Below are 22,502 nucleotides of genomic sequence, written 5' to 3'. Positions count from 1 at the left end.
GGGGGTCTCCGAAATGTAATCAGGCAATGGATTGCCAGCTCAAGCCCTTGTCCTGAGCGGCTAGCATCAGACGAGTTTCGTCACCGTCCAGCAGCGGCGCCAGGATCTCGCGGACTCGCTCGGGATGATTGTTCTGTTCCGACAGGTGCGAGCATACGATACGCTCCAGGCGATCGAGCCCCAGGCGGGGCAGCAGGGCCGCGGCCTGAGAATTGGCCAAGTGTCCCCAATCGCCGCCCACTCGTCGCTTGAGTCGAAACGGATAGGGGCCGTCCGCGAGCATCTGTCGATCATGATTGCATTCGAGCACCAGGGCATTGCAGCCTCGAAAGGCGTCCACCACGTGCTGAGTGGGATACCCCAGGTCCGTCAGCACACCCAGGTGCCGACCGTGGGCGCGAAAACGAAACTGCACCGGCTCCCGAGCATCGTGGGGTACGGTAATCGGATCGATTTCCAGCCCCCTGATTGCGAAGCGTGTCTGAGGCAGGATCCAGTGCCGATCCGGCACGTCTCCTAGGCGCCGGGAGAGCCAGCAGCCCGCGGTCAGATAGACCGGCAGCCGGTAACGCCGCGCCAGGGCGCCCACGCCGCGAATATGATCGCCATGCTCGTGGGTCACCAGGATCGCGTCGAGCTGTCGCGGGTGCAGGCCCAGCCGGTTCAATCGCCGCTCCGCGTCGCGCATGGGGAAGCCGCAGTCCACCAGCACCCGAGTTTCTCCGTCGCTGACCAGGGTTGCGTTGCCCTTGCTGCCGCTGCCCAGGGATGCAAATGACAGTCGTCTCCCCGCATCCGGCACCTTGGCCTCCATCTCTCCCATCAGCGCAGCAGGGTCGCCAGGCGCTTGAGAATCTCTCCGGTCTGATCGGCGCTCAGGGGTTCGTCGTCGGCGCTGACGACGCTCACCAGGGTCTGATTGCCGGCTTCCTCTAGCGCTACCCGCAGCCGGCGGGATTCATCGCTGCCCAGACTGAACAGGGTGCCGAAGAAGCCGCGCTCTCGCCCTTCCTGAGGAAGATATTCGATCAGGAATTCCCCCGCCTCGGGGTTCTTGTCCACTAGCTGCTGTCGGCCCGGCTGATTGAAGCTTTCCTCCAGCTGATAGTCGAGTTCCGCCCAGGTGGAGCGCGGCGAGGCGTCCACTACCATGCGCCAATCGCCGCCGCGGCGCTCGACGCGTACCGGATTGGCAGCGCCGGCGGCGGGACGCTGGGTAAAGGTCGAGGCGGTGGCGGTCTGGCCCTGAGCGCCCAGAAAGCTTTCCAGTGCCGCCAGACAGCTTTCCGCTACCTGGCCACCCTGCTCGCAGCGCACTTCGCTGACATCGCGGCCTAACCCCGACTGCACGCTGAGCGTACCTTGCGTGGTGTACAACGTACCCCGTTCGGCGTCCTGCTGAGTCACCTCCAGCCCTTGGCGGCGACTGAAATCGTTGAGCTGACGCCATACGGTCCGTGGAGAATCCTTGACGACCAGCCATTGATCGCCACCCAGGCCGCGCCGTTCCACCAGCGCCTGTGCGCCGGCACCGGCCCCCGTCGTATTCGGGCGGGGCACCTCGAAGTCTTGCTGGGCCTGGAAGCTGCCGTTGGCTTCCGGCACCGGCATCACCGGCTGATAGCGACTCACGTCACGCCCTTGCGGCAAGGTCAGCGGCGCGGCACTTTGCGCATTCGTGTAGTCCTGGCTGCGATCGTCATAGTAGCCGTCTCGGGCACAGCCCGTCAGGATCAGCAGCACGACCAGAGGTGGCCATTTCAACGCGGGATTCATGCAGTTACCTTGGTGATGGATGGATTACGCCGGCATCGATCAGCCGGCGTCCTCGATGAGTCCCGCCAGCTGCAAGGCTTCGCTCACCGTGGAATGATAGCGCTCCGAAAGCCAGGTCAGCGGCAGACGAATGCCCGCTTCGCTGTATCCCATGCGATTGAGCGCCCACTTGACGGGGATCGGGTTGGATTCGATACCCAGCTGGGTATGCAGCGGCATCAGGCGAGTGTTGATCTGATGCGCCTTGTCCGCGTCGCCGGCCACGGCGGCGGTACAGAGTTCGTGCATGGCCTTCGGCGCCACGTTGGCGGTGACCGAAATATCCCCATGCCCTCCCATCAGCATGAAGTCGCAGGCGGTGCCGTCGTCGCCGGAATAGAGCATGAAGCCGCTGCCCTCGAGGCGGGAAATCAGATCCTCGGCGCGCTCGAGATTGCCGGTGGCATCCTTCAGGCCGATGATGTTGTCGACTTCCGCCAGGCGCAGCACGGTTTCGTTGTAGATGTCCGAGCAGGTACGTCCGGGCACGTTGTAGAGAATCACCGGCAGGTCGCTGGTTTCGGCGATGGCCTTGAAGTGCTGATACAGGCCTTCCTGAGTCGGCTTGTTGTAATAAGGCGCCACGGTCAGGCAATAGTCGGCGCCCACTTCCTTGGCGTAGCGAGTCAGCTCCACCGCCTCCGTGGTGTTATTGGAGCCGGTGCCGGCGATGACCGGAATGCGCCTATCGACTTCCTCGACAATGGTGCGGATGACGTCGAAGTGTTCCGCGAAAGACATGGTGGTGGGCTCGCCGGTGGTGCCGGCGGCGACGATCCCATCGGTGCCGTTGTCGAGATGGAAGTTTACCAGTCGGCGCAGCGCCTCCCAGTCGATATCGCCATTGACCTTCATCGGCGTCGCTAGAGCGACGATACTGCCTGTGATCATTCCTTTAGTCCTCTCGAATGGGTCATGAACGCCAGGTCGGAACGAGTCGATAAGGTCGGCTCGGCTGGCCATAGGGAGAATGGTACTCAGGCGGCTCAGGCCTGTACAGAACCCGAGCCGGGTGTTTATCGGCGAGCCGCTTTCGGCACTTCACTCAGGCCTCGGTCTGGCGACGCTGGGCCGCCTGTTCGCTGCGCTTTTGAATACCCCGCGGCCAGGCATACAGCAGTGCCTTGATCAGCGTGGCCAGGGGAATGGCGAAGAAGATGCCCCAGAAGCCCCAGATGCCGCCGAAGAACAGCACCGCGAGGATGATCGAGACCGGATGCAGGTTGACCGCCTCGGAAAACAGCACCGGTACCAGCACGTTGCCGTCCAGGGCCTGAATAACCCCATAGGCGATCACCACATAGAGAAACTGATCCCCCAGGCCGAAATGAAATCCCGCTACCGCCGCCACCGGCAGGGTGGTGACCGCCGCGCCGATATAGGGCACCAGCACGGAGAGCCCTACCGTCAGCGCCAGCAGCGCGGAATACGGCAGGCCAAAAAAGGCAAAGGTCAGAAACGAGACGCTGCCGACGATGATGATCTCGATGAACTTGCCGCGCACGAAGTTGGCAATCTGAGTGTCCATTTCCCGCCAGATGCGCGTCATCAGATCGCGCTTCTTCGGCAGCAGCCACAGCGTGAAGCCTACCAGCCGATCCTTGTCCTTGAGCATGAAGAATACCAGGATCGGTACCAGCACCAGATAGATGATCACCGACATCAGGTTGCCCAGGGAGGCCAGTGACAGGCTCAGCGCACGCTGGCCCATCTGGGTCATCTCACGCCCGGCCATGCCGATCCAGTTCTGGATCTGATCCGGCGTGATCAGATTGGGATAGTTGGCCTGCAGCTTTTCCAGGAAAATCTGGCCGCTGGCGAACATGCGGGGTATTTCCTGCACCAGGCTGACCAGCTGATTCCAGATCAGAGGCATCACGATCAGCGCCATGGCCAGCAGAATACCGACGAAACCGAGAAACACCAGCAGCACCGAGGGAAGATGCGGCAAACCCCGGCGTACCAGCCAGTTGACCGCCCCCTGCAGCAGAAAGGAGATCACCAGGGCAGTCAGAAACGGCGCCAGCATGCGGCCCAGCCACATCACCACTACCACGCCCAATACCAGCAGCACCATAAGGATGACCGCTTCCTCGTCGGAGAAATAGCGATCCATCCAGCTCCTGAAAACCGACCTCAGGCTCATTCAGCGCGATCCTCGCGCTGAGCGGGGTTGCCCTTACGCAGCCAGTAATAATAGGTATCGTCGCGAGTTTCCCGGGCTTCCAGCACATGCGCCCCTTGGGCGGCGAACACCTCGAAGTCGCGCCAGGAACCGGCATCCGTGGCACGCACTTCAAGTAGCTGCCCCGTTTCGAGTCGCGACAAGGCCTGCTTGGCCTTCAGCAGCGGCAGTGGACAGGGCAGTTGGCGGGCATCGAGCACCTCATCGGGCTGCAAGGACATGACGTCTCCAAAAACATGGCGAAGCGGTAAACATGCGGATGCCTGGCATTTAAAGGCACTTTCACCCATGAAGCAATGTCGCAGGATAATGCGCTACGCTAGACGCTGCGTTCCCGCTGACACTCGATGAGAGCCTTATGTCGCGACTGTTCAACTCCCGTCTGCTTGCCCTGGGCCTGACGCTGGCAATGCTGGTGCCGATGCCGGCGCAAGCCTTGACCATCGACGATTTCGATCTGCCCCGGATGGGTTCCTCCAGTGGCGGCATCAATGCTCACGAAACCTACGAGCTGGGCAGAACCTGGCTGCGCCAGTTCCGCGCCCGGGCACCGCTGTGGCAAGACCCCATCACCCAGCACTACGTGGAGTCGCTGATCGGCCAGCTGCTGCCTTACAGCAATCTGCCCGGCATCGATCCGGTGGTGACGCTGGTCGACAGTCGCCAGCTCAATGCCTTCGCGGTACCCGGGGGCGTGATCGGGGTGAATACCGGGCTGTTCAGCTTCGCCAAGAACGAATCCGAACTGGCCTCGGTGCTGGCCCACGAGCTGGGCCACCTGTCACAGCATCATTTCGCTCGTCGCCAGGCTCGGGCGGAAGAGACCCAGCTGCCTACCATGGCGGCGATGCTGGCAGGCATGCTGCTGGCGGTGGGCGGTGGCGGGGACGCGGGCATCGCCGCCGCCATGGGTTCCCAGGCGGCGTTCATTCAGGATCAGCTGACCTATTCTCGCCGTTACGAGGAAGAGGCGGATCGGGTCGGCCTGCAGGCCATGGCCCAGGCGGGCTTCGACCCCGGCGCCAGCGTCGACATGTTTCGCAGCATGCAGCGGTTGATGGCGCTGCAGGGCGGCAACCCGCCGGAATTCCTGCTGACTCACCCGGTTACCCAGTCGCGTATCAGCGACGTTCAATCTCGCGTGGCGCAAATCGGCAGCCCGGGCAGCGCAGGCGTCAGCGACCCTCGCCATGCGCTGGTTCGCGCCCGGGCGCTGCTGGAAATCCATCGGGACGATCCGACCCAGGCCGCTAGCCAGCTCGCCCAGGACAGTACTTCGGAAGCCGCCCGGCGCTACCTGGAAGCCTTGATCCAAGCGGAAAGAGGCAATACCCAAGCAGCGCTGAACGAACTGGACCAGCTGGCCCGAGAACTACCGGATCTGCCGATGATTCCGACCAGCGCGGCCCAGGTCGCCTATGAGACAGGGCGTCCGGAACAGGCTCTGGAGCGCATCCGGCGATTGCTGCGGCTGATGCCGAACTACTATCCGGCGGAATATCTTCAGGCGCAAGCGCTGCTGGGCAGCGACCCCGGCCAGGCCTTCACCATTCTGCGTCGGCTGAGCGAGCGGCGCCCGGAAGACCCGCAGATCTTCGATCTGCTGGCGGTGGCGGCGGGCAGAAGCGGCCAGCCGGCCTGGGGGCATCTGGCCAGAGCGGAAACCTTGCAGCTCACCGGCCGTATCGATCAGGCCATCCGCCAGCTGGAGGTGGCGAAGGACGTCGCCGAACAACAGGGCGATACCACTGCCCTGAGCCGCATCAAGATCCGCCGAGACGCCTTCCTGGATTATCGGGAATCCCTGGAGGATTTTCGCTAGCGTTAGCCGGCCGCTAGCGCTAACGCTTGAAGTTGAGCATACGCTCCAGAGGCTTGAGCGCCTTCTCGCGCAAGGCGGCATCGACGCGGATTTCACCGCTGCCTTCCCGCAGCGCGGTGGCCATGTTGTCCAAGGCGTTCATGGCCATCCAGGGGCAGTGGGCGCAGCTCTTGCAGGTGGCCCCGTTGCCCGCGGTAGGCGCCTCGAAGAGCAGCTTGCCAGGCACCGCCTGCTGCATCTTGAAGAAGATGCCGCGATCAGTGGCGACGATCATTCGCTCATTGGGCAACTGCTTGGCCGCGCTGATCAACTGGGAGGTGGAGCCCACCACGTCCGCCAGTTGCACTACGGCGGCAGGAGATTCCGGATGCACCAGCACCGCCGCGTCCGGATGCAGCGCTTTCAGATCCTCGATGCCCTTGGCCTTGAACTCCTCGTGGACGATGCAGGCGCCGTCCCACAAGAGCATGTCCGCCCCGGTCTGCTGCTGGATATAGCCGCCCAGGTGCTTGTCCGGCGCCCACAGGACCTTTTCGCCCCGGGCCTGGAGATGCTCGATGACATCCACCGCGATGGAGGACGTCACTACCCAGTCCGCCCGGGCCTTCACCGCCGCGGAGGTATTGGCATAGACCACCACGGTGCGATCCGGGTGAGCATCGCAGAAAGCGTTGAACTCCGCCGCCGGACAGCCGAGATCCAGGGAGCAGGTGGCCTCCAGGGTGGGCATCAGCACGCGTTTTTCCGGGGACAGGATCTTGGCGGTCTCCCCCATGAAGCGCACCCCGGCCACCACCAGGGTCGAGGCCTCGTGGCGGGCGCCGAAGCGCGCCATTTCCAGGGAATCCGCCACGCAGCCGCCGGTTTCCTCCGCCAGCTGCTGAATGGCGTCGTCGGTGTAGTAATGCGCCACCAGCACCGCGTTCCGCGCAACAAGCAGCCGCTTGATCTCGGCGGCTCGGGCTTTGTCCTCGGCGGGAAGTCGGGTGGGGCAGTAAGCGCGCGCCAGATGCTCGCGCACCGCGACGCGGGAAGTCGTTGTCATGGTCGTCATCGTGTCTACCACTGTGACTGGCGGGGGCTCCCCCCGCATTACGGAAGCGCCGAAGCCTGATCGATCTCTTCGATCCCTCGACGCGCCTCTTTCACAACATACTGACCAGTCTAACGTGAAAACGCTCCCGAATGCATCGCCTGACGCATGGCAAAACGCCCCCGCATCCGTGGGATGCGAGGGCGCTGGAAGCTGGTGGGTCGTGTAGGATTCGAACCTACGACCAATTGGTTAAAAGCCAACTGCTCTACCAACTGAGCTAACGACCCGTTGCGGGATTGTCGATGGCATCCTGCCGGCGGTCGTTCATGGGGTGAAGTACCGAGGAAGGAATGGTGGGTCGTGTAGGATTCGAACCTACGACCAATTGGTTAAAAGCCAACTGCTCTACCAACTGAGCTAACGACCCCCGACAGGGCGCAAATGGTAATGGCAAGATCCTGATCTGACAAGCCCTGACAAGGGTTTTTTTGCGGTCATCGGCGCGACGGCCTGGGGCGACGCAGCCCTTGCACCGGTTTGCGCTTGCGCTTGTCACGGCTCCAGCGATTCTTCTCATCCGGCGTCAGATCCGGCACCTTGCGCCTGGGCAGCTGAGCCAGTTCCGCCAGGCCGTCCACCTCTTCCTGAGTCAGCTCGGTCCATTCGCCGGCCTTGGCGCGCTTGTCGAGGAAGACGCTGCCGTAGCGCACCCGCTTGAGGCGACTGACGGTCAACCCCTGCGACTCCCACAGCCGACGCACCTCCCGGTTGCGCCCTTCCATTATCACCACGTGGAACCAGGTGTTGATGCCTTCGCCGCCGAACTCCTGCACGTCGCTGAAGCGCGCCGGGCCGTCTTCCAGCATCACGCCCTCGACCATGGCCAGCACGTGCTCGCGCTTGACCTCGCCCATGACCCGCACCGCGTATTCCCGCTCGATTTCCGTGGAAGGATGCATCAGGCGATTGGCCAGCTCGCCGTCCGTGGTGAACAGCAAGAGCCCGCTGGTGTTGATGTCCAGCCGGCCGATGGCGATCCAGCGCTCGCCCTTGAGCCGGGGCAGACGCTCGAATACCGTGCGCCGTCCTTCCGGGTCCTTGCGGGTGCACAGCTCGCCTTCCGGCTTGTTGTACATCAATACCCGGCGCGGCGTGTCATCCGCCGCTTTCAGCGTCACCGGACGACCGTCGAAAGTGACACTGTCGCGAATCTCGATGCGGTCCCCCAGGGTGGCGAGGCGGCCGTTGACCTTGACCCGGCCGTCGCTGATGGCGGTCTCCATCTCCCGGCGGGAACCGAGGCCGGCCCGCGCCAGTACTTTCTGCAGTTTTTCGCTGGTAGTCGTCATGAATCCGGACTCTTGTTGGTTGAATACGTTGAAGTGGGCGAATCCTCGTCGCTGGCCTGCGCTCTGTGGCGCTCCGCCAGACGCGCTTCCAGATCCGCGAAGCTGAGTCCTGCCTGCTGGGTTTTTGGCGGCTCGACGTCAGGCGAATTCATTTCCGACCCGTCGGGCTGATCGGAAGGCGACGTCTCGTCAACGGTATTGTCGCTCAGCGCGAGAGGCAGGGTCGCCGATGGCGCCGGTTCCTGGGTGAACGCCTTGAGTTCGTGCATCGGCGGCAGGCCGTCCAGGGTCTTGAGGCCGAAATCGTCCAGGAACTGGCGGGTGGTGGCATAGACGGAAGGACGCCCCGGCACGTCCCGCTGGCCCACCACGCGAATCCACTGGCGCTCCAGCAGGGTGCGCATGATCGAGGTACTGACCGCTACCCCGCGTATTTCCTCGATATCACTGCGAGTCACCGGCTGGCGATAGGCGATCAAGGCCAGGGTTTCCAGCAGCGCCCGGGAATAGCGCTGAGGTTTCGCTTCCCACAGCCGGGATACCCAGGGAGACAAACGCTGCCGAATGCGCAGCTGAAAGCCGGAAGCAGTTTCGATCAGCTCCAAGGCCCCGCTGTCGTGCCGCTCCTCAAGCCTTGCCAGGGCGCTGCGCAGCGCCGCGCGCGGCGGCAGTTCGTGCTCGTCGAACAGGCTCTCGAAGCGCTCCAGCGCCAGGGGTTCGCCGGCGGCCAGCAGCGCCGCCTCGAGGATATCCTCGAGGCGATGGGTGAAGAGATCGTCGAAGGAATTCATGGATCCGAGTCCGCCACCGGCGCCCGGGCCCGCAGGTGAATCGGCGACAGGGGCGCGTTCTGCACGATCTCGATCAGCGACTCCTTGGCCAGTTCGAGGATCGCCATGAAGGTCACCACCACCCCGGCGCGCCCTTCCTCCAAGGAGAACAGCGCCGTGAAGGGCACGTAGCGCCCGCCTTCAAGACGTTCCAGGATGCTCAGCATGCGCTCCCGGGTGGAAAGGCCTTCGCGGCTGATCCGGTGATCCTGTACCAGCTCCGCCTGGCGCAGCAGCCCCGCCAAGGCCCCCAACAGCTCGTTCAGACCGACTTCCGGATGAGTGATCCGGGTTTCCAGCGCAGGAAGCCCCGCCTGGGCGGTAAACCAGTCTCGCCCGGCCCGAGGAAGTTCCGCCAGGGTTTCCGCCGCCTGCTTGAGCCGCTCGTATTCCTGCAGACGACGAATCAGCTCCGCCCGGGGATCGCCCTCCTCTTCTTCGTCCTCCGCCCTGGGCGGGCGAGGCAGCAGGGTGCGCGACTTGATCTCCGCCAGCATCGCTGCCATCAGCAGATACTCCCCGGCCAGCTCGATCTCCAAGGCCTTCATCAGTTCCACGTATTCGATGTACTGACGGGTGATCGCCGCCACGTCGATGGCCAGGATATCCAGGTTCTGACGACGAATCAGATACAGCAGCAGATCCAGCGGCCCCTCGAAGGCTTCGAGAAACACCCTGAGGGCTTCCGGGGGAATGTACAGATCCTGCGGCAGCTCGGTGATGGGCTTATCGAACAGCCGGGCCAGTATCTCGGCCTGCTCGGTTGCGGGGGGAGTGGTTTCCAGGGTCTCGCTCACGCCAGTCCTTGCCTTGAATCGGTCATCAAGTGCGTATTGTCGATCGTTCAGGGCGCAGTCTAGCAATACCTGGACCGGAAAGGTAAGTCACTCGATGCTTTCCGGTCCCGCCGCCGCGGCCTTGCGATGGCGCCCGGTGTAGTCGAAGAGTTTGCTGCGTACCTGCCAGTGACGACCGACCCGCCGTCCGACGACGAAATCCGGCGGCCGCAGGCGGCGCTGCTCATCGATCACCGCCTGGGGAGACGTGGGCTGCCAGCCTGTGCCCGGGGCGCGCAGGTGATCCCGCAGAAATACCGCCTGGAAGGCGCCGCGCTGGGCAGGGGTTTCCAGGGCGAGCCATTCCGTGAGGGTGGCGCCGTCTTCGTCGTGATAGGTCACCTTGAGTCGAGCCAGGCCGCGGCCGTTCACGGTGGCCTCGAGCTGCATGCCGCTGACCCGCAGCACCCGGGCGTCCTTGAGTTTCAGCGCCTCCTTCAGCTTGTCGTCAGCGTCCACCAATAGCGTCTGACAGCCATGGCAGCGCCGGGCGGCGATATCGTTCTGGGTGCCGCACTGCTCGCAGGTCTTGAAGCGAAAACGAAATTCGCATTGTTTATAGGCGTCCGACCCCGCGCCAGGCTTTTTATCGGCGCCCGAAACCGCGCCTGGCTTTTTACAGGCGCCCGAAGCCGCGCCATCGCTCTTTTCTTCGATCAGCCCCTGACAGCGGCGGCCGAAATGCTCGATGACGACCTCGCCATCGCGTTTGCCCCAGAACAGGTTGGCGTGGCCGCACTCCGGGCATTCCACCTGCACCGGTTCGCTGTCGCTGTCCGGTTTTGGCGAGCCCACTTCCGGGGCATAGAGATCCCAGGGGTTGCCGGCGTAGTCCAGCACCAGGCAGTCCTGCTTGTTTGGTGCCAGGCGCAGTCCGCGACCGACGATCTGCTGATAGAGCCCCACGGATTCCGTGGGCCGCAGAATGGCGATCAGATCCACCTGGGGCGCGTCGAAGCCGGTGGTCAGCACCGCCACGTTGACAAGGTACTTGAGCTCGCCGCCCTTGAAGGCGTCGATCAGCCGGGTGCGATCCTGGGAGGGCGTGACGCCGGTGATCAGCGCCGCCTCGTCTGGCGGTAGATAGCCTAGGATTTCCTCCGCATGCGCGACGCTGGCGGCGAAGACCATCACCGCTCGGCGAGTGCGGGCGTAAGCGATGACCTCCTCGATGATCGCCGGGGTCGCCCGGTGCCCCGCCACCACCCGGTTAAGCTCCGCCTCGCTGAACAGTCCGCTCCGGGCGGGCTTCAGGTTGGAAAAGTCGTAGCGCAACCGCTCGCCTTCAATAAAGACCGCCGCGTCCCGACATACCGGCGGCGCCAGATAGCCCTGCTTGACCATCAGCCGCAGCGGCTGCTCGAACACGCAGTCCCGGAAGAAGGCATCGGACTCACCCCGCACCATGCCGTGATAGTGGCGGTGATAGATAAAGCCCTGACCCAGGCGGTAAGGCGTCGCGGTCAGGCCGAGAATCTTGAGACGCGGATTGGCCCGACGCAGGGTGGCAATCACCTGCCGGTAGCCGCTGTCCTCCTCCGGCGACACCCGGTGGCATTCGTCGATCACCAGCAGACTGAAATCGCCGCTGGAAAAGGCGTCCAGGTTGCGCACCACGGACTGCACGGAGCCGAACACCACCTGGCGGGCGCTTTCCTTGCGCTTGAGTCCGGCGCTGAAGATATCCGCCTGGAGCCCGTAGGCCTGATACTTGGCATGATTCTGTTCCACCAGCTCCCGCACGTGAGCCAACACCAGCACCCGACCGCGAGCCAGCCGGGCCAGCTCCGCGATCAGCAGGGACTTGCCGCTGCCGGTAGGCAACACCACCACCGCCGGCTCACTGCCGGCCTTGAAATGCTCGATCACGCGGGCGACCGCCTGGCGCTGATAAGGGCGCAAGGAAGGAACCGCAGCGAGAGCAGGCGAGAGTATCGAGGTCATAACGGGCAATGAAGCGTCAAGAAACGAGTTCGTCGGATGGAGCCGTTGCCAAGGCAGGAGCGGAGCAGCACAATCCGCTAGCGATTTCGCGGAAGAGTTTGCAAGGATGACGATGGTAGCACGAAAAGGAAAGCATCCATGGAGGCGATGGTGCGCGCTGTTGCTGCTGCCCTGGATGTTGGCATCGTTCGGAGCGCTGGCTCAGGAAACCACCACGGTCCTCGACGGCGACGCCAGCCTGCCGCAGCGGGAAGAGATCAGTCAGCGCCTGAAGCCGCTGACCCAGGAAGAGAAGCCCGGAGCCGCGCAGGAAAAGGAAATCGAGGAACTGCGCGCCGCCCTCGCCAACCTGGAAAGTCTCGAGACGCTGAAGCAGCAGCGCGCCGAGCTCGAAAAGCGGTTTCAGCAGGCACCGGAGGAGATTCGCCGTCTCGACAACGAGCTGCGGGAGGCCCGTCGTCGCGCGGAGCCGGACAAGGAAGACATCGGAGGTCTTTCCAGCGCCGAGCTCGACACCCGCATCAGCGAGACCCTGGATAGCCTACGCAAGCAGCAGGATCGGCTCGCGGATACCAATGCCCGGCTGGTGGCGGCACAAACCCTGCCGGAACGGGTTCAGACGGCGATCAGCGATACCCTCACGCGTATCGACGAGATTCGAACCGAACTCAACAAGCAGCAGGACGTTCAAGACAGTTCCGACGTCTGGCAGCTGCAGACAGAGCTGGCGATGGAGCAAGGCAAGCTCGCCCTGGAACGTCAGAAGCTTGCCGCCAACACCCGCCTCCAGGAACTGGCCAAACTGCGTCGCGATATTCAGCGCCTCGCGATCGAAAGACTCGAAAAGCGTCTGCGGCTGATGCAGAACGCTCTCGAGGAACAGCGACAGCAGCAGCTGGCGGAGAACGTCGATGCCTCGGCGCATCTCGAAACGTCGGATTCCTCATCCAACCCTCTGATCGTGCAGGCAGGCCAGGACAATCAGGCACTGAGCGTCGAGCTGGTGAAGGCCATCGATCGCCACAACGCCTTCGAATGGAGCAATATCGAACTGCGCAGCCGGCTCGACCGCGCGCGCCAGATACAGCGCGTACTCAATGAGCAGGTCGACGCGGTGGGGGACAACCAGCTGCTGTCGCGCATCCTGCGGGAGCAGCGCAGAGCACTGCCGAACGTCACCCTTGTCGAAGACCTGTCGGAAAAGATCGCCGACATTCGCCTCAGGCAGTTCGAACTGGAGCGCCAGCGCGAGGCCTTGAGCGATATCGACCCTGTGGTGGACAGGCGTATCGAGGAGGCGGGGCTGGAACCCTCCGCGGAACTGACCGAGACTCTCGCGGAGAGCTATCGCTCCCGCCGCGGTCTGATGAACCAGCTGGAGCAGACCTACGGCGAGCTGCTGGCCACTGCCGTGGATCTCCAGCTGAATCAACGCCAGATCAGTGACACCGTCGATACCCTGAACGCCACCATCGAAGAGCGGCTTTTCTGGCTCCCCAACCGCGCCCCGCTGAATCTGACCTGGTTGAAGCGATTGCCCGCCTCCTTTCTGGCGCAGATCAGCGGATCGAAGTGGCATGACGATCTCGACGCCGTGCTGACGCCCCCGCCTCTCAAGGCGCTGTGGGGAATTCCCTTGCTGGTGCTTGCGGCGGGGCTGCTGCTGGGGCGCCGCGCCATCCGGGCGCGGCTGCTGAAACTGCACAAGCAGATCGGACGCCTCAAGCGCGATACCCAGATGCACACCCCCTGGGCGATTCTGCTCAACGCCTTGATCGCCGCGCCGGGGCCTCTGGCCCTGGCGGCACTGGGACTCGGACTCAAGACCGGTACCGGGCTTGCCTGGGGCGATGCGCTGCTGCAGCTCGCCCTGGCCTGGGGCGCCGTTGCCCTGGCGCGGCGGCTGACCGTATCCAACGGCGTCGCCGTGCATCATTTCCACTGGCCGGTGGACTATGTGCTGGAACTGAGACGCCTATTCGGCCAGCTCGGCCTTGCGCTGATCCCGGTGCTTCTGATCAGCGCCCTGATAAAAGGCGAAGGGTTATTCCTGGCGGAGCGTCCGCTGTACTTCCTGCCGATGCTGGCGGGCTTCATCGGCATGAGCCTCACCCTGGCGCGGCTCGTGCTGGCGCATCGACCTTATTTCGGCATCAAGCTGTTCCATGTGCTCCTGGGTCTGGCGCTGGCCGCTGCGCCTCTGGTGCTGGGCGTCATGCTGGTGCTGGGCTATGAATACACCGTGCTGCGACTTGTCGAACGTTTCATCACCAGCCTGTATGCCGTCGGCCTTTGGCTGCTTGGCACCGCCACGGTGGTCCGCAGCCTGGCGGTGGCGGCAAGGCGGCTTGCCTATCATCGCGCCAAGGCGCAGTCGGAAGCCCGAGCCAAGGAGAGCGCCGATGCCGGCGGCGAGGTGGTCGAGGAACCGCCCCTGGATCTCGAGCAGGTCAATCAGCAGTCCCTGCGGCTGGCCAAGCTGCTGCTGTTCCTGGGGCTTACTCTGGTGCTGTATGTCATCTGGTCGGATCTGCTCGTGGCCCTGGCCTATTTCGACCATATCAAGGTGTGGTCGACGACCCAGGGTATCGGCGAGACCCTGAGCGAGACGCCGATCACCCTGGCGGACATTCTCATCGCTCTGCTCGTTGTGGTACTTACCTGGAGCCTGGCCCGCAACCTGCCGGGGCTGCTGGAGGTGATGGTGCTTTCCCACCTGACCCTCAAACCCGGCGGCGCCTACGCCATTTCATCGCTGCTTTCCTACACCATCGTCGGGGTAGGCATCGTCGCCGCCCTGGGCACCCTGGGGGTGTCCTGGGACAAGCTGCAGTGGCTGGTAGCGGCGCTGGGGGTAGGCCTGGGGTTCGGACTGCAGGAGATCTTCGCCAACTTCATCTCCGGCTTGATTCTGCTTTTCGAGCGCCCGATTCGCATCGGTGACACCATCACCCTGGGCAACCTGCACGGCACCATCACCCGTATTCGCATTCGCGCCACGACGATGACGGATTTCGACCGCAAGGAAATTATCATTCCCAACAAGACCTTCGTGACCGAGCAGCTGACCAACTGGTCCCTGTCGGACAACGTGACCCGGGTCACCTTGGAGTATGGGGTGGCCCACGGCTCGGACCTGGAAACCGTGCGCTACCTGCTGCATCAGGTGGCGAAGGAGAACGAACGGGTGCTCGATGACCCGGCTCCCATGGTGATCTGCTCGAGCTACGGCCCCTCGGCGTTCAACTTTCATCTGTATATCTACGTCAACGATCTTTTCGATCGCTACTTTGCCCCGGATGAAATCAACCGCCAGCTCGACGGGCTGTTCCGGGAGCATGGCATACGAGTGGCGTTCGACCAGATGGACGTCTGGCTGCACGATACCCAGAAGCCTGCCAAGGGGGAATCGACGGATCTCTCGCAGGATTCGTCATCTTCCGCGGCCCAGCCGGAAGAGAGGGACGAAGACGAGGAGCAGCATCAACCTCCCAAGGGCAACAAGCCGTTGAGCAGAAGATAGCCGGGAATCCAGGCGGTGAACACGCCCTGCACCAGGGAAAGTCCGGCCATCCAGGGCTGCAGCCGAGGCCAATGACAGAGCATCAGGTAGAAGCCGAGCCAGAGCATCGCCCAGGCCAGCCAGTTGGCCGTGGACCACCAGCCCCACAGGCTATCCGCCTGGGTCCATTGCAGCAAGCCCGTAGGCAGCGCGGTCAAGGAGACAAACAGGCAGAAATAGCCCAGGCCACGACCATTGCAGCCGTTGCGACGATTGAAGGCCACCCACAGATAGGTGAAGGCGAAAAGCAGCGTCAAAGCGGCGGTACGCACGCTATTGGCGTCCGCGCCGGGCCCGAATGCCGCATAGGCGGCGATGGCCAGGCTGACCCCGCCGGTGAAGTAGTTGATGACCTGAATTTCCCGGTCCTCGATACGCCCTGTCATCCACAGGCCGTTGAGCACCAGCACCGCCCCTACGTAAAGAAGACTCAACCCTTCATGCATTGCTTGAACTCCCACCCAATGCGCGTTTGCAGTGAGCCTTATACGATGCCGGAAGACCTCAAGCAAGCTGCGTGGAAATATTTTCCATCAAATAATTTTTAACGTATTGGACATCAAAACGCCTCCAGCGCCGAAACCCCCTCGACGAGCTCCGTGGAGGAAAAGACCTTTTCACCCACCCCTTTCAACCCCGCCACCAGACAGATGCCGGGACTGGGGCTCTTCACCTCTTCGCATTCCCGGGCATAGAGATAGCGTACGCCTTCCTGCAGGTCCGCCAGGTGCTGGGAGAAATTGTAGAAATACAGCTCGATCACCTTGTTGCTTTCGTTGAGTACCGAAAAGAACGGCGCCTCGAACTGGTTGCCCCCCAGCAGAATACCCTTGTCGCCATCGCTTCTGATTTGTCCGACCACCTGTGGCATGTCCCACAGGGTTCGTGAAAAGCTCAGGTATTCCATGACGTCGTCGCTGGCAAAATAGTCGCGGCTATAGGCCTGATTCGAGCGTCCGGGTTCGAGCAGCGAACGACCGAACCCCAGGGCAGCGGTGTCCGCCCGCATCAGGCTCAGCAGGGTCGGCCCCACGTCCAGCATGGTGCCCTGTACCCGGCGCTCGCCGGGGGCGATATCGCTGTCGAAGACCATCAGCAGATTATCGCGCCGCGCCGCCTTCTCGATCAGCGGGGTGGCGTCGTTGACCATGGCCAGATGATCCGAAAGCACCACCAGAGTGGTATCGGCGGCCCAGGGCGACGCCCTCACCCGATCGATGAAGCGACTGACCAGCCGATCGGCGCAGGCCAGGGCGTTCAAGGATTTCAGCTTGCCATCTCGGTATCGCACGCCGCGACAGCTCGGCGAGATGTGCCCATGCGGATGATGGGTATCCATGGTCAGAGCGAACAGGGCGAAAGGCTCCTGCTTTTCCGATAGCGTGACGAACTCATCGAAGACCCCTTCCAGCAGCTCGTCGTCGTAGGCACCCCAGCCGGAGAATTCGCTTTCCGCCATGCCTTTCCAGGTGCCGAAGTATTCCTTGTCTCGCACCACGTCGAAGCCGTGCTGTTCCAGAAAGCGGTCCTTGCCGGCGAACTTGCCGGAAGCGCCGCCCATGTACACCGTCCGGAAGCCGTTGTCCTGAAGGTGCTCCGCCAGGCACTTGGCCTTGGGCAGAAAATAGCGCACCCGGCCCATGTCGTTGTTTCCCGCCCCCGGAGTCGCCAGGGGCAGCCCGCACTGGGTATTGACCAGCCCGGCGATGGTCCAGCCGGTGCCCGGGGTCTGGGCGATGCCGGAGAAGTGAAGCGATTCCCCGCGGCGCTCCCGCAGCGCCGGCAGCAGTTCCGGAAAGAGGCGCTCATCGAAATAGGTGGATTCCACGCTTTCCAGATACAGCACGACGAGGTTCTTGTCGCTGGTGATTCGACGCGGCGAGGTGTCGTACAGCGCGCGCAGCTTGCGGGTCTGATCCGCGTCGAGGGCGACATAGGAATCCTTGAGCGCCAGCAGGTTCAGGTGCCAGGGCGAGATCAGCCAGCCGACGATCACCACCCCGCAGCCGATCAGCGATGGAAGGAATCCGCTTGTCAGGGAAACGGGCTTGGCAGCGACGCGATTTCGCCAAGCCTTGACCACGGACCCCGCCAGCACCAACACCGCCAGGGTGACGAAGCCGGCGAACACGACGATCTCCTTCAAGAACTGGCGATAGTCCGCGTCCTCGGTGCCGCTGAAGAAATGAAAGAGCACGGACTGATTGATGCCCACGCCGGTCATCATGTCCGCCACCTGCCAGACCCCCCAGAACAGCACGTAGACGAATCCCAGCAGGCCGGGAAGCAGAACCCAGCGGGAACGCGAGATCAGGATGGAAAAGACGATGCCTATGAGCACCAGAGCGCCAAAAGCGTTCACAGCGAGAAGTGTTGTCATCGCGAGGAAACCTCCGCAGCGCGGCCAAGGTCGAGTCGATACCGACGCTTTATTGGGGAAGCTTACCGCAGGGCCTTGTCCTGCAATGATGTTATGGCATAAGAAAGGCGTCTTGTCATAAAAACAGGATAGCGACGAAAAAAAAGATTCCGGATCGAAAAGACGCCCGGTCGGAGCCGGGCGTCAAACAGGCGATAAACCTTCTATCAAACCTTATCCACCGGGATAGGGCATCCAGCCATCCCCTTGCAGGCGAATATAGGGGGAGCCGTCCGCCGGCATCACCGCCACCCCTTCGTTGGTGGACACCGGCTTGGGCTACAACGAAGAAAAGACCCTGGAAAGGGCGCTTGAATTCATCGTCGAGGAAAAACCCGCCCTGACCTTCATCCACTTCAACGAACCGGACGCGGTCGGCCACGAAACAGGACACGACACCCCGGCATACTATCGGGAAGTGGAAAGGATCGACGCCCTGATGGGAAGGCTCCTCGATACCCTGGAAGACAGCGGCATGATGGAGGATTCCATCATCCTCTTCACCGCGGATCACGGCGGGATCGGCAAGGGCCACGGCGGGGAGACCCTCCTGGAAATGGAGATCCCCTGGATCATCTTCGGAAAAAGCGTGCCGGCCAAGGGAAAATTGCGGTCCGCGATCGTCACCTACGACACCGCCGCGACCCTCGCCTATATCCTGAGACTGACCCCGCCGGATGTGTGGCGAGGCCGGGCCATCACGGAGGCGCTGGAAGACGACGACTCTCGTTGAAGGGCGGTCATTCTCCCAGGGTCATCCTCCCAGGAAGGAGGACATCGCCCGATCGGCGACCAGGCCGCAGGCCTTCTCGCCGACCTGATCCTTGAGCGAACTCAGGTTGAAGCCCTGGCCGTTTTCGCCTTGCAGCACGCCCTTGAGCCCCTGCTGATAGCCGATGTCCTGTTCCGCTTCCTGCTCTCCCCCGAGCTTACCCATCAGCTTTTCCTTGACCATCTCGGTTTTGCTCTTGGTATAGCCTTGCTTCTGGCAGTAGCCGAGCACTCCCGCCACGTTCTGCATGCTGCCGAGATGGAAGGCGCCGGAAGACAGCGAGCCCAGCATTGAGCCGCCGGAGGCCCCCGACTGGCCGGAAAGCATAGCCCCCGCCCGATCCTTGAGACTGTCCATGCTTTGCGCCGAGGCAAGCGGAGCGACCGCCAGGGACAGGACCAGCAGGGCGGAGGAAAGGGAACCCGATTTCATGAAATGACTCCCGATGATGATCGAATGAGGTTGCGCGATATCGACGCCAGGGCCGCGACTGAAACAGGCGCCGCCGCCTCGCGCCGCTGACAGCATAAACGCCGCCGACGAACCGGAGCGAGAAGTGTTTCGTAGCTTTTGTTAACTCAGATTAAAGTAATGTTTACAACCAGGGGACAACAAGAAAAGCATGGGTCAGCGGTCAGGCCCACCCGCGATCCGGGGCTGCGAGACCAGCTGCATGAAACAGGCGCTCCTGGTCGCGGAGTTCGATGTGATGGCGATGCCTTTTCATTATCTTCGCCGCTTCCAGGGCACCCAGGGCGCTATCCACCTGCGGGCCGGAGAGTTCCAGCAGGCTCCCGAGCTGGCTTCTGGAAAGCGGGCAGTAGAAATGGGTCGCGTCGCCCTTGCCCGCCTCCCGCAGGCGAAGATGAATGTCCTTCAGGAAATGCGCCAGACGCACGCTCGGGTCGCGGTGCCGGTTGGCCAACATGCGCAGCGTGAATCGGTTTGCCTGGCGCGCTGCAGAATTCAGCAGCGCAATCGCCAGGCGCGTCGAGGCCTGAACGAGATCGATCAACTCATGCAGGGAAAAGGACGCGACCCGCCCGTGACTGAGCATGGCGGCGTCGCTGCCGTGAGTGCTGAAGGTATAGTCTTTCAGGCCGAGGATATCCCCGGGGAGAAAGACATCGATGATTCGGCGCCGGCCATCCTGCTCGTCCCGGTAACTGCAGGCCCAGCCGTTTTGCAGCACGTACAGCTGCTTGATCGGGTCGTTCGAGCCCCAGAGCAGTTGCCCACAGGCTCTGGGCTCGGAAACGCTTTCGAGACGACGCAGCAGACGCACATTGCCTTCTTCAAGATCGGCGGTCGCGCCAAGGCTCGCTGGCAGCCAATCCTTCCCGGGATGAGTCCTACGATAAGCCATGTCGGTTTCTTTGCCGCTGTCGATTTTTTTATTCATACCAAGAAATCGCCGGGCGCTTCTGTGCGCTACCGGACACAAGACGTTTTTTTTGATCAACCTCCACCTTGAACGCCGATCTTGTCACCGCCGCCGACAACGATACCCAGGCAAACCAGTTATGTGCGGTAACGTACATACGGGCATCACGACCAAGCGATATTATGAAAGGTATTGAATGAGTTGATCCCAGGAAGCCATTGATGGCCGTAACCCCTTCCCCCGATCAGAATCAGCTGCTGGCTGCCTTGCCCCAAGAGGTCAAGGATCGCCTGTTCCCGCATCTCGAGCGGGTATCGCTGCCGCTAGGAAAGATTATCTACGAGGCGGACGACGCGGCTTATTTCGTCTACTTTCCCACGGACACCATCATTTCACTGGTGCAGGTCATGGAGAATGGTGCCTCGGCGGAAATCGCCGTGGTCGGCAAGGAGGGCCTGGCGGGGGTTTCCGTATTCATGGGCGGCGAAAGCACTACCAGTCGAGCCATCGTGCAGAGCGCCGGGCATGCCTACCGAATGGAAAGCCATCTATTGAAGGAGGAATTCGAGCGTCACGGCGCGCTGTTGAACCTGATGCTGCGCTACACCCAGGCCTTGATTACCCAGATGGCTCAGACCGCGGTGTGCAATCGTCACCACACCATTCACCAGCAGCTGTGCCGCTGGCTGCTGCTTTCCCAGGACCGCCTTTCCGGTGACCAGCTGGTCATGACCCAGGAGCTGATCGCCAACATGCTGGGGGTACGCCGGGAAGGGGTCACCGAGGCCGCCCGCCGGCTGCACAAGCTCGGCATCATCGAGTACAGCCGGGGGCGTATCAGGATACTCGACCGGGCGGCGCTGGAAGAGCAAAGCTGCGAGTGTTACGCTGTGGTCAGAAAGGAAACGGATCGTCTTCTGACGTATTGAGAAGGCATCTTCGTCCTTGAGATTGCTGGCATCCCCTCTCGGCCAATTTCTGGCGCTTCCGGTGCCTTGGTCCTTGCATGCCCGCCCCTCCCGCACCCGATGCCGCCAACCGGTTGATCGATGGACTGCCGGCCGAATCACGCCGACGGTTGCTGCGTCATTGCGAGCCCATGACGCTCACCTTCGGTGAAATACTCAGCGAGCCTCATCAGCCGCTGGAATACGTCTATTTCCCCCAGAGCGGTTTTATCTCGCTAATTCAGGTGATGAGCAAATCCCGCTCTCTCGAGGTGGGACTGGTAGGCAACGAAGGGCTATGCGGCGCGTCTCTTGTGCTGGGGATCAATGCCCTGCCACAGCGCGCCCTGGTGCAAGGGGCCGGTACCGCCTGGCGGCTGAGCGCTGTTCAGCTACAGGAAGAACTGAAAGCCGACGCGCCCCTGCGGGAACGGCTGGGCCACTATCAGTACGTGCAGCTTGCCCAGGCCTCCCTCGGCGCCGCCTGTTTTCATTTTCACGACATCGAACAGCGTCTGGCCCGCTGGCTGCTGATGACCCAGGACCGCGCCCAGGCGGATCGTTTCTATCTCACCCATGAATTTCTTGCCGACATGCTGGGGGTGCGCCGCAGCGGCGTGACCACCGCGGCGGGAACCCTGCAGGCTCGGGCGCTGATCCACTACAGCCGGGGCCAGATCAGCATTCTCGACCGAGCCGGTCTCGAAGCGACTTCCTGCGAGTGCTACGCCATCACCCAGCGGGACTACGACCGCTGGCTTGGCTGACGTCGCCGCGCGGGGCGACCACCGAATCAACGAACGCTACTTGTCTTCTCTTCCCACAGGCGCGCTTTCTCGCGATTCACCAGGTAGTCGCCTAGGCCGTCCAGGCTATCGTCCAGGTAGGCGTCGTCGAACTCGGCGATTTCTCGAAGTTTTCGCGCGTCGAACACTTCGATATGGTGGCGGTGCTTTTTCAGCACCTTATCCGCTTCCAGTTGGGCCAGCACGCGATTGACATGCACATGGGTAAGCCCCAACAGCTGCCCCAGCATCGACTGCGAAAGGGGAAACTCGAAAGACGCAAGCGGCGTCTGCGCCAGCTTGTTCAGCCGGGTGTGGATCTCGACCACGAAATGCGCCAGCCGGGACCTGGCATCGCGATGCACCCCCATCGCCAGGCGCTCGGTGACCAGCGTCTCCTGCCGCGCCATCGCGGCGAACAGGGCAATGGTCAGCCGTGGCGAGACGTGGATGAGGTGGCCGATATCCTGAGAGGAGATGCATGACACTTCCCCGTCGGTGAGCATCGCCGCCGCGGCGAAATGCCGAGGAAAGGTGAAATCCTGCAGGCCGACGATATCCCCGGGCAGCAGCACGTCCATGATCTGCCGGTTGCCGTCCACGTCGTCCCGATAGGTGCAGGCCCAGCCTTCCTGGAGGATGAAGAGCCGTTCGACCTCCGATCCCGCTTCCCACAGCAGGGTCTGGCGCGGCACCCAGCGCTGGCCGGTTTCCATTTTACCAAGAAGCCTTTTCTCGTCCGCCTCGAGGACAAGAAAACGCTCCATGCAACTGAGCAAGGCACTGGTCTGGTGTTTCATCCCGTTGTCCTGTTCG

The 22,502-nt window shown here is 62.6% G+C and carries 20 protein-coding genes and 2 tRNA genes; 5 read left to right on the top strand and 17 right to left on the bottom strand.

What is annotated here, in order from left to right:
- Window positions 1-19: 19 nt before the first annotated feature.
- From FGL86_RS07990 to FGL86_RS07970, 5 genes are all read right to left on the bottom strand, one after another.
- Complete coding sequence (locus FGL86_RS07990) at window positions 20-814, bottom strand: MBL fold metallo-hydrolase (RefSeq protein ID WP_147186130.1); 795 nt, start codon at window positions 812-814, stop codon at window positions 20-22.
- 8 nt (window positions 815-822) lie between these two features.
- Window positions 823-1,776, bottom strand: a complete 954-nt coding sequence (locus FGL86_RS07985) for a lipoprotein-34 (RefSeq protein WP_147184073.1) — start codon at window positions 1,774-1,776, stop codon at window positions 823-825.
- Between the two features lie 39 nt (window positions 1,777-1,815).
- Window positions 1,816-2,706: a 4-hydroxy-tetrahydrodipicolinate synthase gene (gene dapA, locus FGL86_RS07980; protein ID WP_147184072.1), complete on the bottom strand. Its 891-nt coding sequence runs from the start codon at window positions 2,704-2,706 to the stop codon at window positions 1,816-1,818.
- Window positions 2,707-2,860: 154 nt separating this feature from the next.
- A complete protein-coding gene (locus FGL86_RS07975; RefSeq protein WP_147184071.1) occupies window positions 2,861-3,961 on the bottom strand; it encodes an AI-2E family transporter in 1,101 nt (366 codons plus the stop codon).
- Window positions 3,958-4,221: a sulfurtransferase TusA family protein gene (locus FGL86_RS07970; RefSeq protein ID WP_147184070.1), complete on the bottom strand. Its 264-nt coding sequence runs from the start codon at window positions 4,219-4,221 to the stop codon at window positions 3,958-3,960. The genes FGL86_RS07975 and FGL86_RS07970 overlap by 4 nt, the downstream gene beginning before the upstream one ends.
- Window positions 4,222-4,358: 137 nt before the next feature.
- Between FGL86_RS07970 and FGL86_RS07965 the strand changes: the two genes are divergently transcribed.
- Window positions 4,359-5,822 carry a M48 family metalloprotease gene (locus FGL86_RS07965; RefSeq protein ID WP_147184069.1) on the top strand — a complete coding sequence of 488 codons (1,464 nt, stop codon included), beginning with the start codon at window positions 4,359-4,361 and terminating at the stop codon, window positions 5,820-5,822.
- 19 nt (window positions 5,823-5,841) lie between these two features.
- On the opposite strand, the gene nadA is transcribed toward FGL86_RS07965, so the two are convergent.
- From nadA to FGL86_RS07930, 7 genes are all read right to left on the bottom strand, one after another.
- Window positions 5,842-6,867 (bottom strand): quinolinate synthase NadA, encoded by a 1,026-nt coding sequence (nadA, locus tag FGL86_RS07960; RefSeq protein WP_147184068.1) that lies wholly within the window; start codon window positions 6,865-6,867, stop codon window positions 5,842-5,844.
- Between the two features lie 202 nt (window positions 6,868-7,069).
- Window positions 7,070-7,145, bottom strand: a tRNA-Lys gene (locus FGL86_RS07955).
- A 64-nt stretch (window positions 7,146-7,209) separates the two neighbouring features.
- Window positions 7,210-7,285 (bottom strand) — tRNA-Lys (locus FGL86_RS07950).
- A 67-nt stretch (window positions 7,286-7,352) separates the two neighbouring features.
- Window positions 7,353-8,207 carry a 23S rRNA pseudouridine(2605) synthase RluB gene (gene rluB, locus FGL86_RS07945; protein WP_147184067.1) on the bottom strand — a complete coding sequence of 285 codons (855 nt, stop codon included), beginning with the start codon at window positions 8,205-8,207 and terminating at the stop codon, window positions 7,353-7,355.
- Window positions 8,204-8,998: an SMC-Scp complex subunit ScpB gene (scpB, locus tag FGL86_RS07940; RefSeq protein ID WP_147184066.1), complete on the bottom strand. Its 795-nt coding sequence runs from the start codon at window positions 8,996-8,998 to the stop codon at window positions 8,204-8,206. Before scpB ends, rluB begins: the two co-directional genes overlap by 4 nt.
- The gene (locus FGL86_RS07935; protein WP_246131767.1) at window positions 8,995-9,834 is read right to left on the bottom strand and encodes a segregation and condensation protein A; all 840 of its coding nucleotides are present in this window, start codon (window positions 9,832-9,834) and stop codon (window positions 8,995-8,997) included. The genes scpB and FGL86_RS07935 overlap by 4 nt, the downstream gene beginning before the upstream one ends.
- An 87-nt stretch (window positions 9,835-9,921) precedes the next feature.
- Window positions 9,922-11,817: a DEAD/DEAH box helicase gene (locus FGL86_RS07930; protein WP_147184065.1), complete on the bottom strand. Its 1,896-nt coding sequence runs from the start codon at window positions 11,815-11,817 to the stop codon at window positions 9,922-9,924.
- A 175-nt stretch (window positions 11,818-11,992) separates the two neighbouring features.
- Here FGL86_RS07930 and mscK point away from each other — a divergent pair, with 175 nt between their 5' ends.
- Window positions 11,993-15,340, top strand: coding sequence for a mechanosensitive channel MscK (mscK, locus tag FGL86_RS07925; protein ID WP_186764499.1), 3,348 nt, complete (start codon window positions 11,993-11,995; stop codon window positions 15,338-15,340).
- Here the strand turns inward: mscK and FGL86_RS07920 are convergent.
- Both FGL86_RS07920 and FGL86_RS07915 read right to left on the bottom strand, forming a co-directional pair.
- Window positions 15,301-15,825: an AmiS/UreI family transporter gene (locus tag FGL86_RS07920; RefSeq protein WP_147184063.1), complete on the bottom strand. Its 525-nt coding sequence runs from the start codon at window positions 15,823-15,825 to the stop codon at window positions 15,301-15,303. The two genes, mscK and FGL86_RS07920, sit on opposite strands and share 40 nt — an antisense overlap.
- A gap of 113 nt (window positions 15,826-15,938) precedes the next feature.
- Window positions 15,939-17,759: a sulfatase-like hydrolase/transferase gene (locus FGL86_RS07915; protein ID WP_147184062.1), complete on the bottom strand. Its 1,821-nt coding sequence runs from the start codon at window positions 17,757-17,759 to the stop codon at window positions 15,939-15,941.
- Window positions 17,760-18,072: 313 nt separating this feature from the next.
- On the opposite strand from FGL86_RS07915, the gene FGL86_RS07910 reads away from it, so the two are divergent.
- Window positions 18,073-18,531, top strand: coding sequence for an alkaline phosphatase family protein (locus FGL86_RS07910; protein WP_222433812.1), 459 nt, complete (start codon window positions 18,073-18,075; stop codon window positions 18,529-18,531).
- Between the two features lie 21 nt (window positions 18,532-18,552).
- Here the strand turns inward: FGL86_RS07910 and FGL86_RS07905 are convergent, their stop codons facing one another.
- Window positions 18,553-19,002, bottom strand: coding sequence for a DUF2501 domain-containing protein (locus FGL86_RS07905; RefSeq protein ID WP_186764498.1), 450 nt, complete (start codon window positions 19,000-19,002; stop codon window positions 18,553-18,555).
- Window positions 19,003-19,204: 202 nt separating this feature from the next.
- Window positions 19,205-19,936: a Crp/Fnr family transcriptional regulator gene (locus FGL86_RS07900; protein ID WP_186764497.1), complete on the bottom strand. Its 732-nt coding sequence runs from the start codon at window positions 19,934-19,936 to the stop codon at window positions 19,205-19,207.
- A 239-nt stretch (window positions 19,937-20,175) separates the two neighbouring features.
- Here FGL86_RS07900 and FGL86_RS07895 point away from each other — a divergent pair, with 239 nt between their 5' ends.
- Window positions 20,176-20,883: a Crp/Fnr family transcriptional regulator gene (locus FGL86_RS07895; RefSeq protein WP_147184058.1), complete on the top strand. Its 708-nt coding sequence runs from the start codon at window positions 20,176-20,178 to the stop codon at window positions 20,881-20,883.
- Window positions 20,884-20,960: 77 nt separating this feature from the next.
- The gene (locus tag FGL86_RS07890) at window positions 20,961-21,668 is read left to right on the top strand and encodes a Crp/Fnr family transcriptional regulator (RefSeq protein WP_147184057.1); all 708 of its coding nucleotides are present in this window, start codon (window positions 20,961-20,963) and stop codon (window positions 21,666-21,668) included.
- A 26-nt stretch (window positions 21,669-21,694) separates the two neighbouring features.
- Here FGL86_RS07890 and FGL86_RS07885 read toward each other — a convergent pair whose 3' ends face one another.
- On the bottom strand, window positions 21,695-22,486 hold the full coding sequence (locus tag FGL86_RS07885) for a Crp/Fnr family transcriptional regulator (protein WP_186764496.1): 792 nt from the start codon (window positions 22,484-22,486) through the stop codon (window positions 21,695-21,697).
- Between the last annotated feature and the right edge of the window lie 16 nt (window positions 22,487-22,502).

Origin of the sequence: Pistricoccus aurantiacus, from assembly GCF_007954585.1 — a bacterium.
In the GTDB taxonomy this organism is placed as follows: Bacteria; Pseudomonadota; Gammaproteobacteria; order Pseudomonadales; family Halomonadaceae; genus Pistricoccus; species Pistricoccus aurantiacus.
This window is presented reverse-complemented; position numbering and strand designations above follow the sequence as displayed.

Coding starts and splice junctions, on each gene's coding strand:
- FGL86_RS07900 (WP_186764497.1), bottom strand. CDS start 19,936: ATGGCTTATCGTAGGACTCATCCCGGGAAGGATTGGCTGCCAGCGAGC.
- FGL86_RS07930 (WP_147184065.1), bottom strand. CDS start 11,817: ATGACCTCGATACTCTCGCCTGCTCTCGCTGCGGTTCCTTCCTTGCGC.
- mscK (WP_186764499.1), top strand. CDS start 11,993: ATGTTGGCATCGTTCGGAGCGCTGGCTCAGGAAACCACCACGGTCCTC.
- FGL86_RS07970 (WP_147184070.1), bottom strand. CDS start 4,221: ATGTCCTTGCAGCCCGATGAGGTGCTCGATGCCCGCCAACTGCCCTGT.
- FGL86_RS07890 (WP_147184057.1), top strand. CDS start 20,961: ATGCCCGCCCCTCCCGCACCCGATGCCGCCAACCGGTTGATCGATGGA.
- rluB (WP_147184067.1), bottom strand. CDS start 8,207: ATGACGACTACCAGCGAAAAACTGCAGAAAGTACTGGCGCGGGCCGGC.
- FGL86_RS07895 (WP_147184058.1), top strand. CDS start 20,176: ATGGCCGTAACCCCTTCCCCCGATCAGAATCAGCTGCTGGCTGCCTTG.
- FGL86_RS07965 (WP_147184069.1), top strand. CDS start 4,359: ATGTCGCGACTGTTCAACTCCCGTCTGCTTGCCCTGGGCCTGACGCTG.
- FGL86_RS07920 (WP_147184063.1), bottom strand. CDS start 15,825: ATGCATGAAGGGTTGAGTCTTCTTTACGTAGGGGCGGTGCTGGTGCTC.
- dapA (WP_147184072.1), bottom strand. CDS start 2,706: ATGATCACAGGCAGTATCGTCGCTCTAGCGACGCCGATGAAGGTCAAT.
- FGL86_RS07990 (WP_147186130.1), bottom strand. CDS start 814: ATGGAGGCCAAGGTGCCGGATGCGGGGAGACGACTGTCATTTGCATCC.
- nadA (WP_147184068.1), bottom strand. CDS start 6,867: ATGACAACGACTTCCCGCGTCGCGGTGCGCGAGCATCTGGCGCGCGCT.
- FGL86_RS07885 (WP_186764496.1), bottom strand. CDS start 22,486: ATGAAACACCAGACCAGTGCCTTGCTCAGTTGCATGGAGCGTTTTCTT.
- FGL86_RS07985 (WP_147184073.1), bottom strand. CDS start 1,776: ATGAATCCCGCGTTGAAATGGCCACCTCTGGTCGTGCTGCTGATCCTG.
- FGL86_RS07915 (WP_147184062.1), bottom strand. CDS start 17,759: ATGACAACACTTCTCGCTGTGAACGCTTTTGGCGCTCTGGTGCTCATA.
- FGL86_RS07905 (WP_186764498.1), bottom strand. CDS start 19,002: ATGAAATCGGGTTCCCTTTCCTCCGCCCTGCTGGTCCTGTCCCTGGCG.
- FGL86_RS07975 (WP_147184071.1), bottom strand. CDS start 3,961: ATGAGCCTGAGGTCGGTTTTCAGGAGCTGGATGGATCGCTATTTCTCC.
- scpB (WP_147184066.1), bottom strand. CDS start 8,998: ATGAATTCCTTCGACGATCTCTTCACCCATCGCCTCGAGGATATCCTC.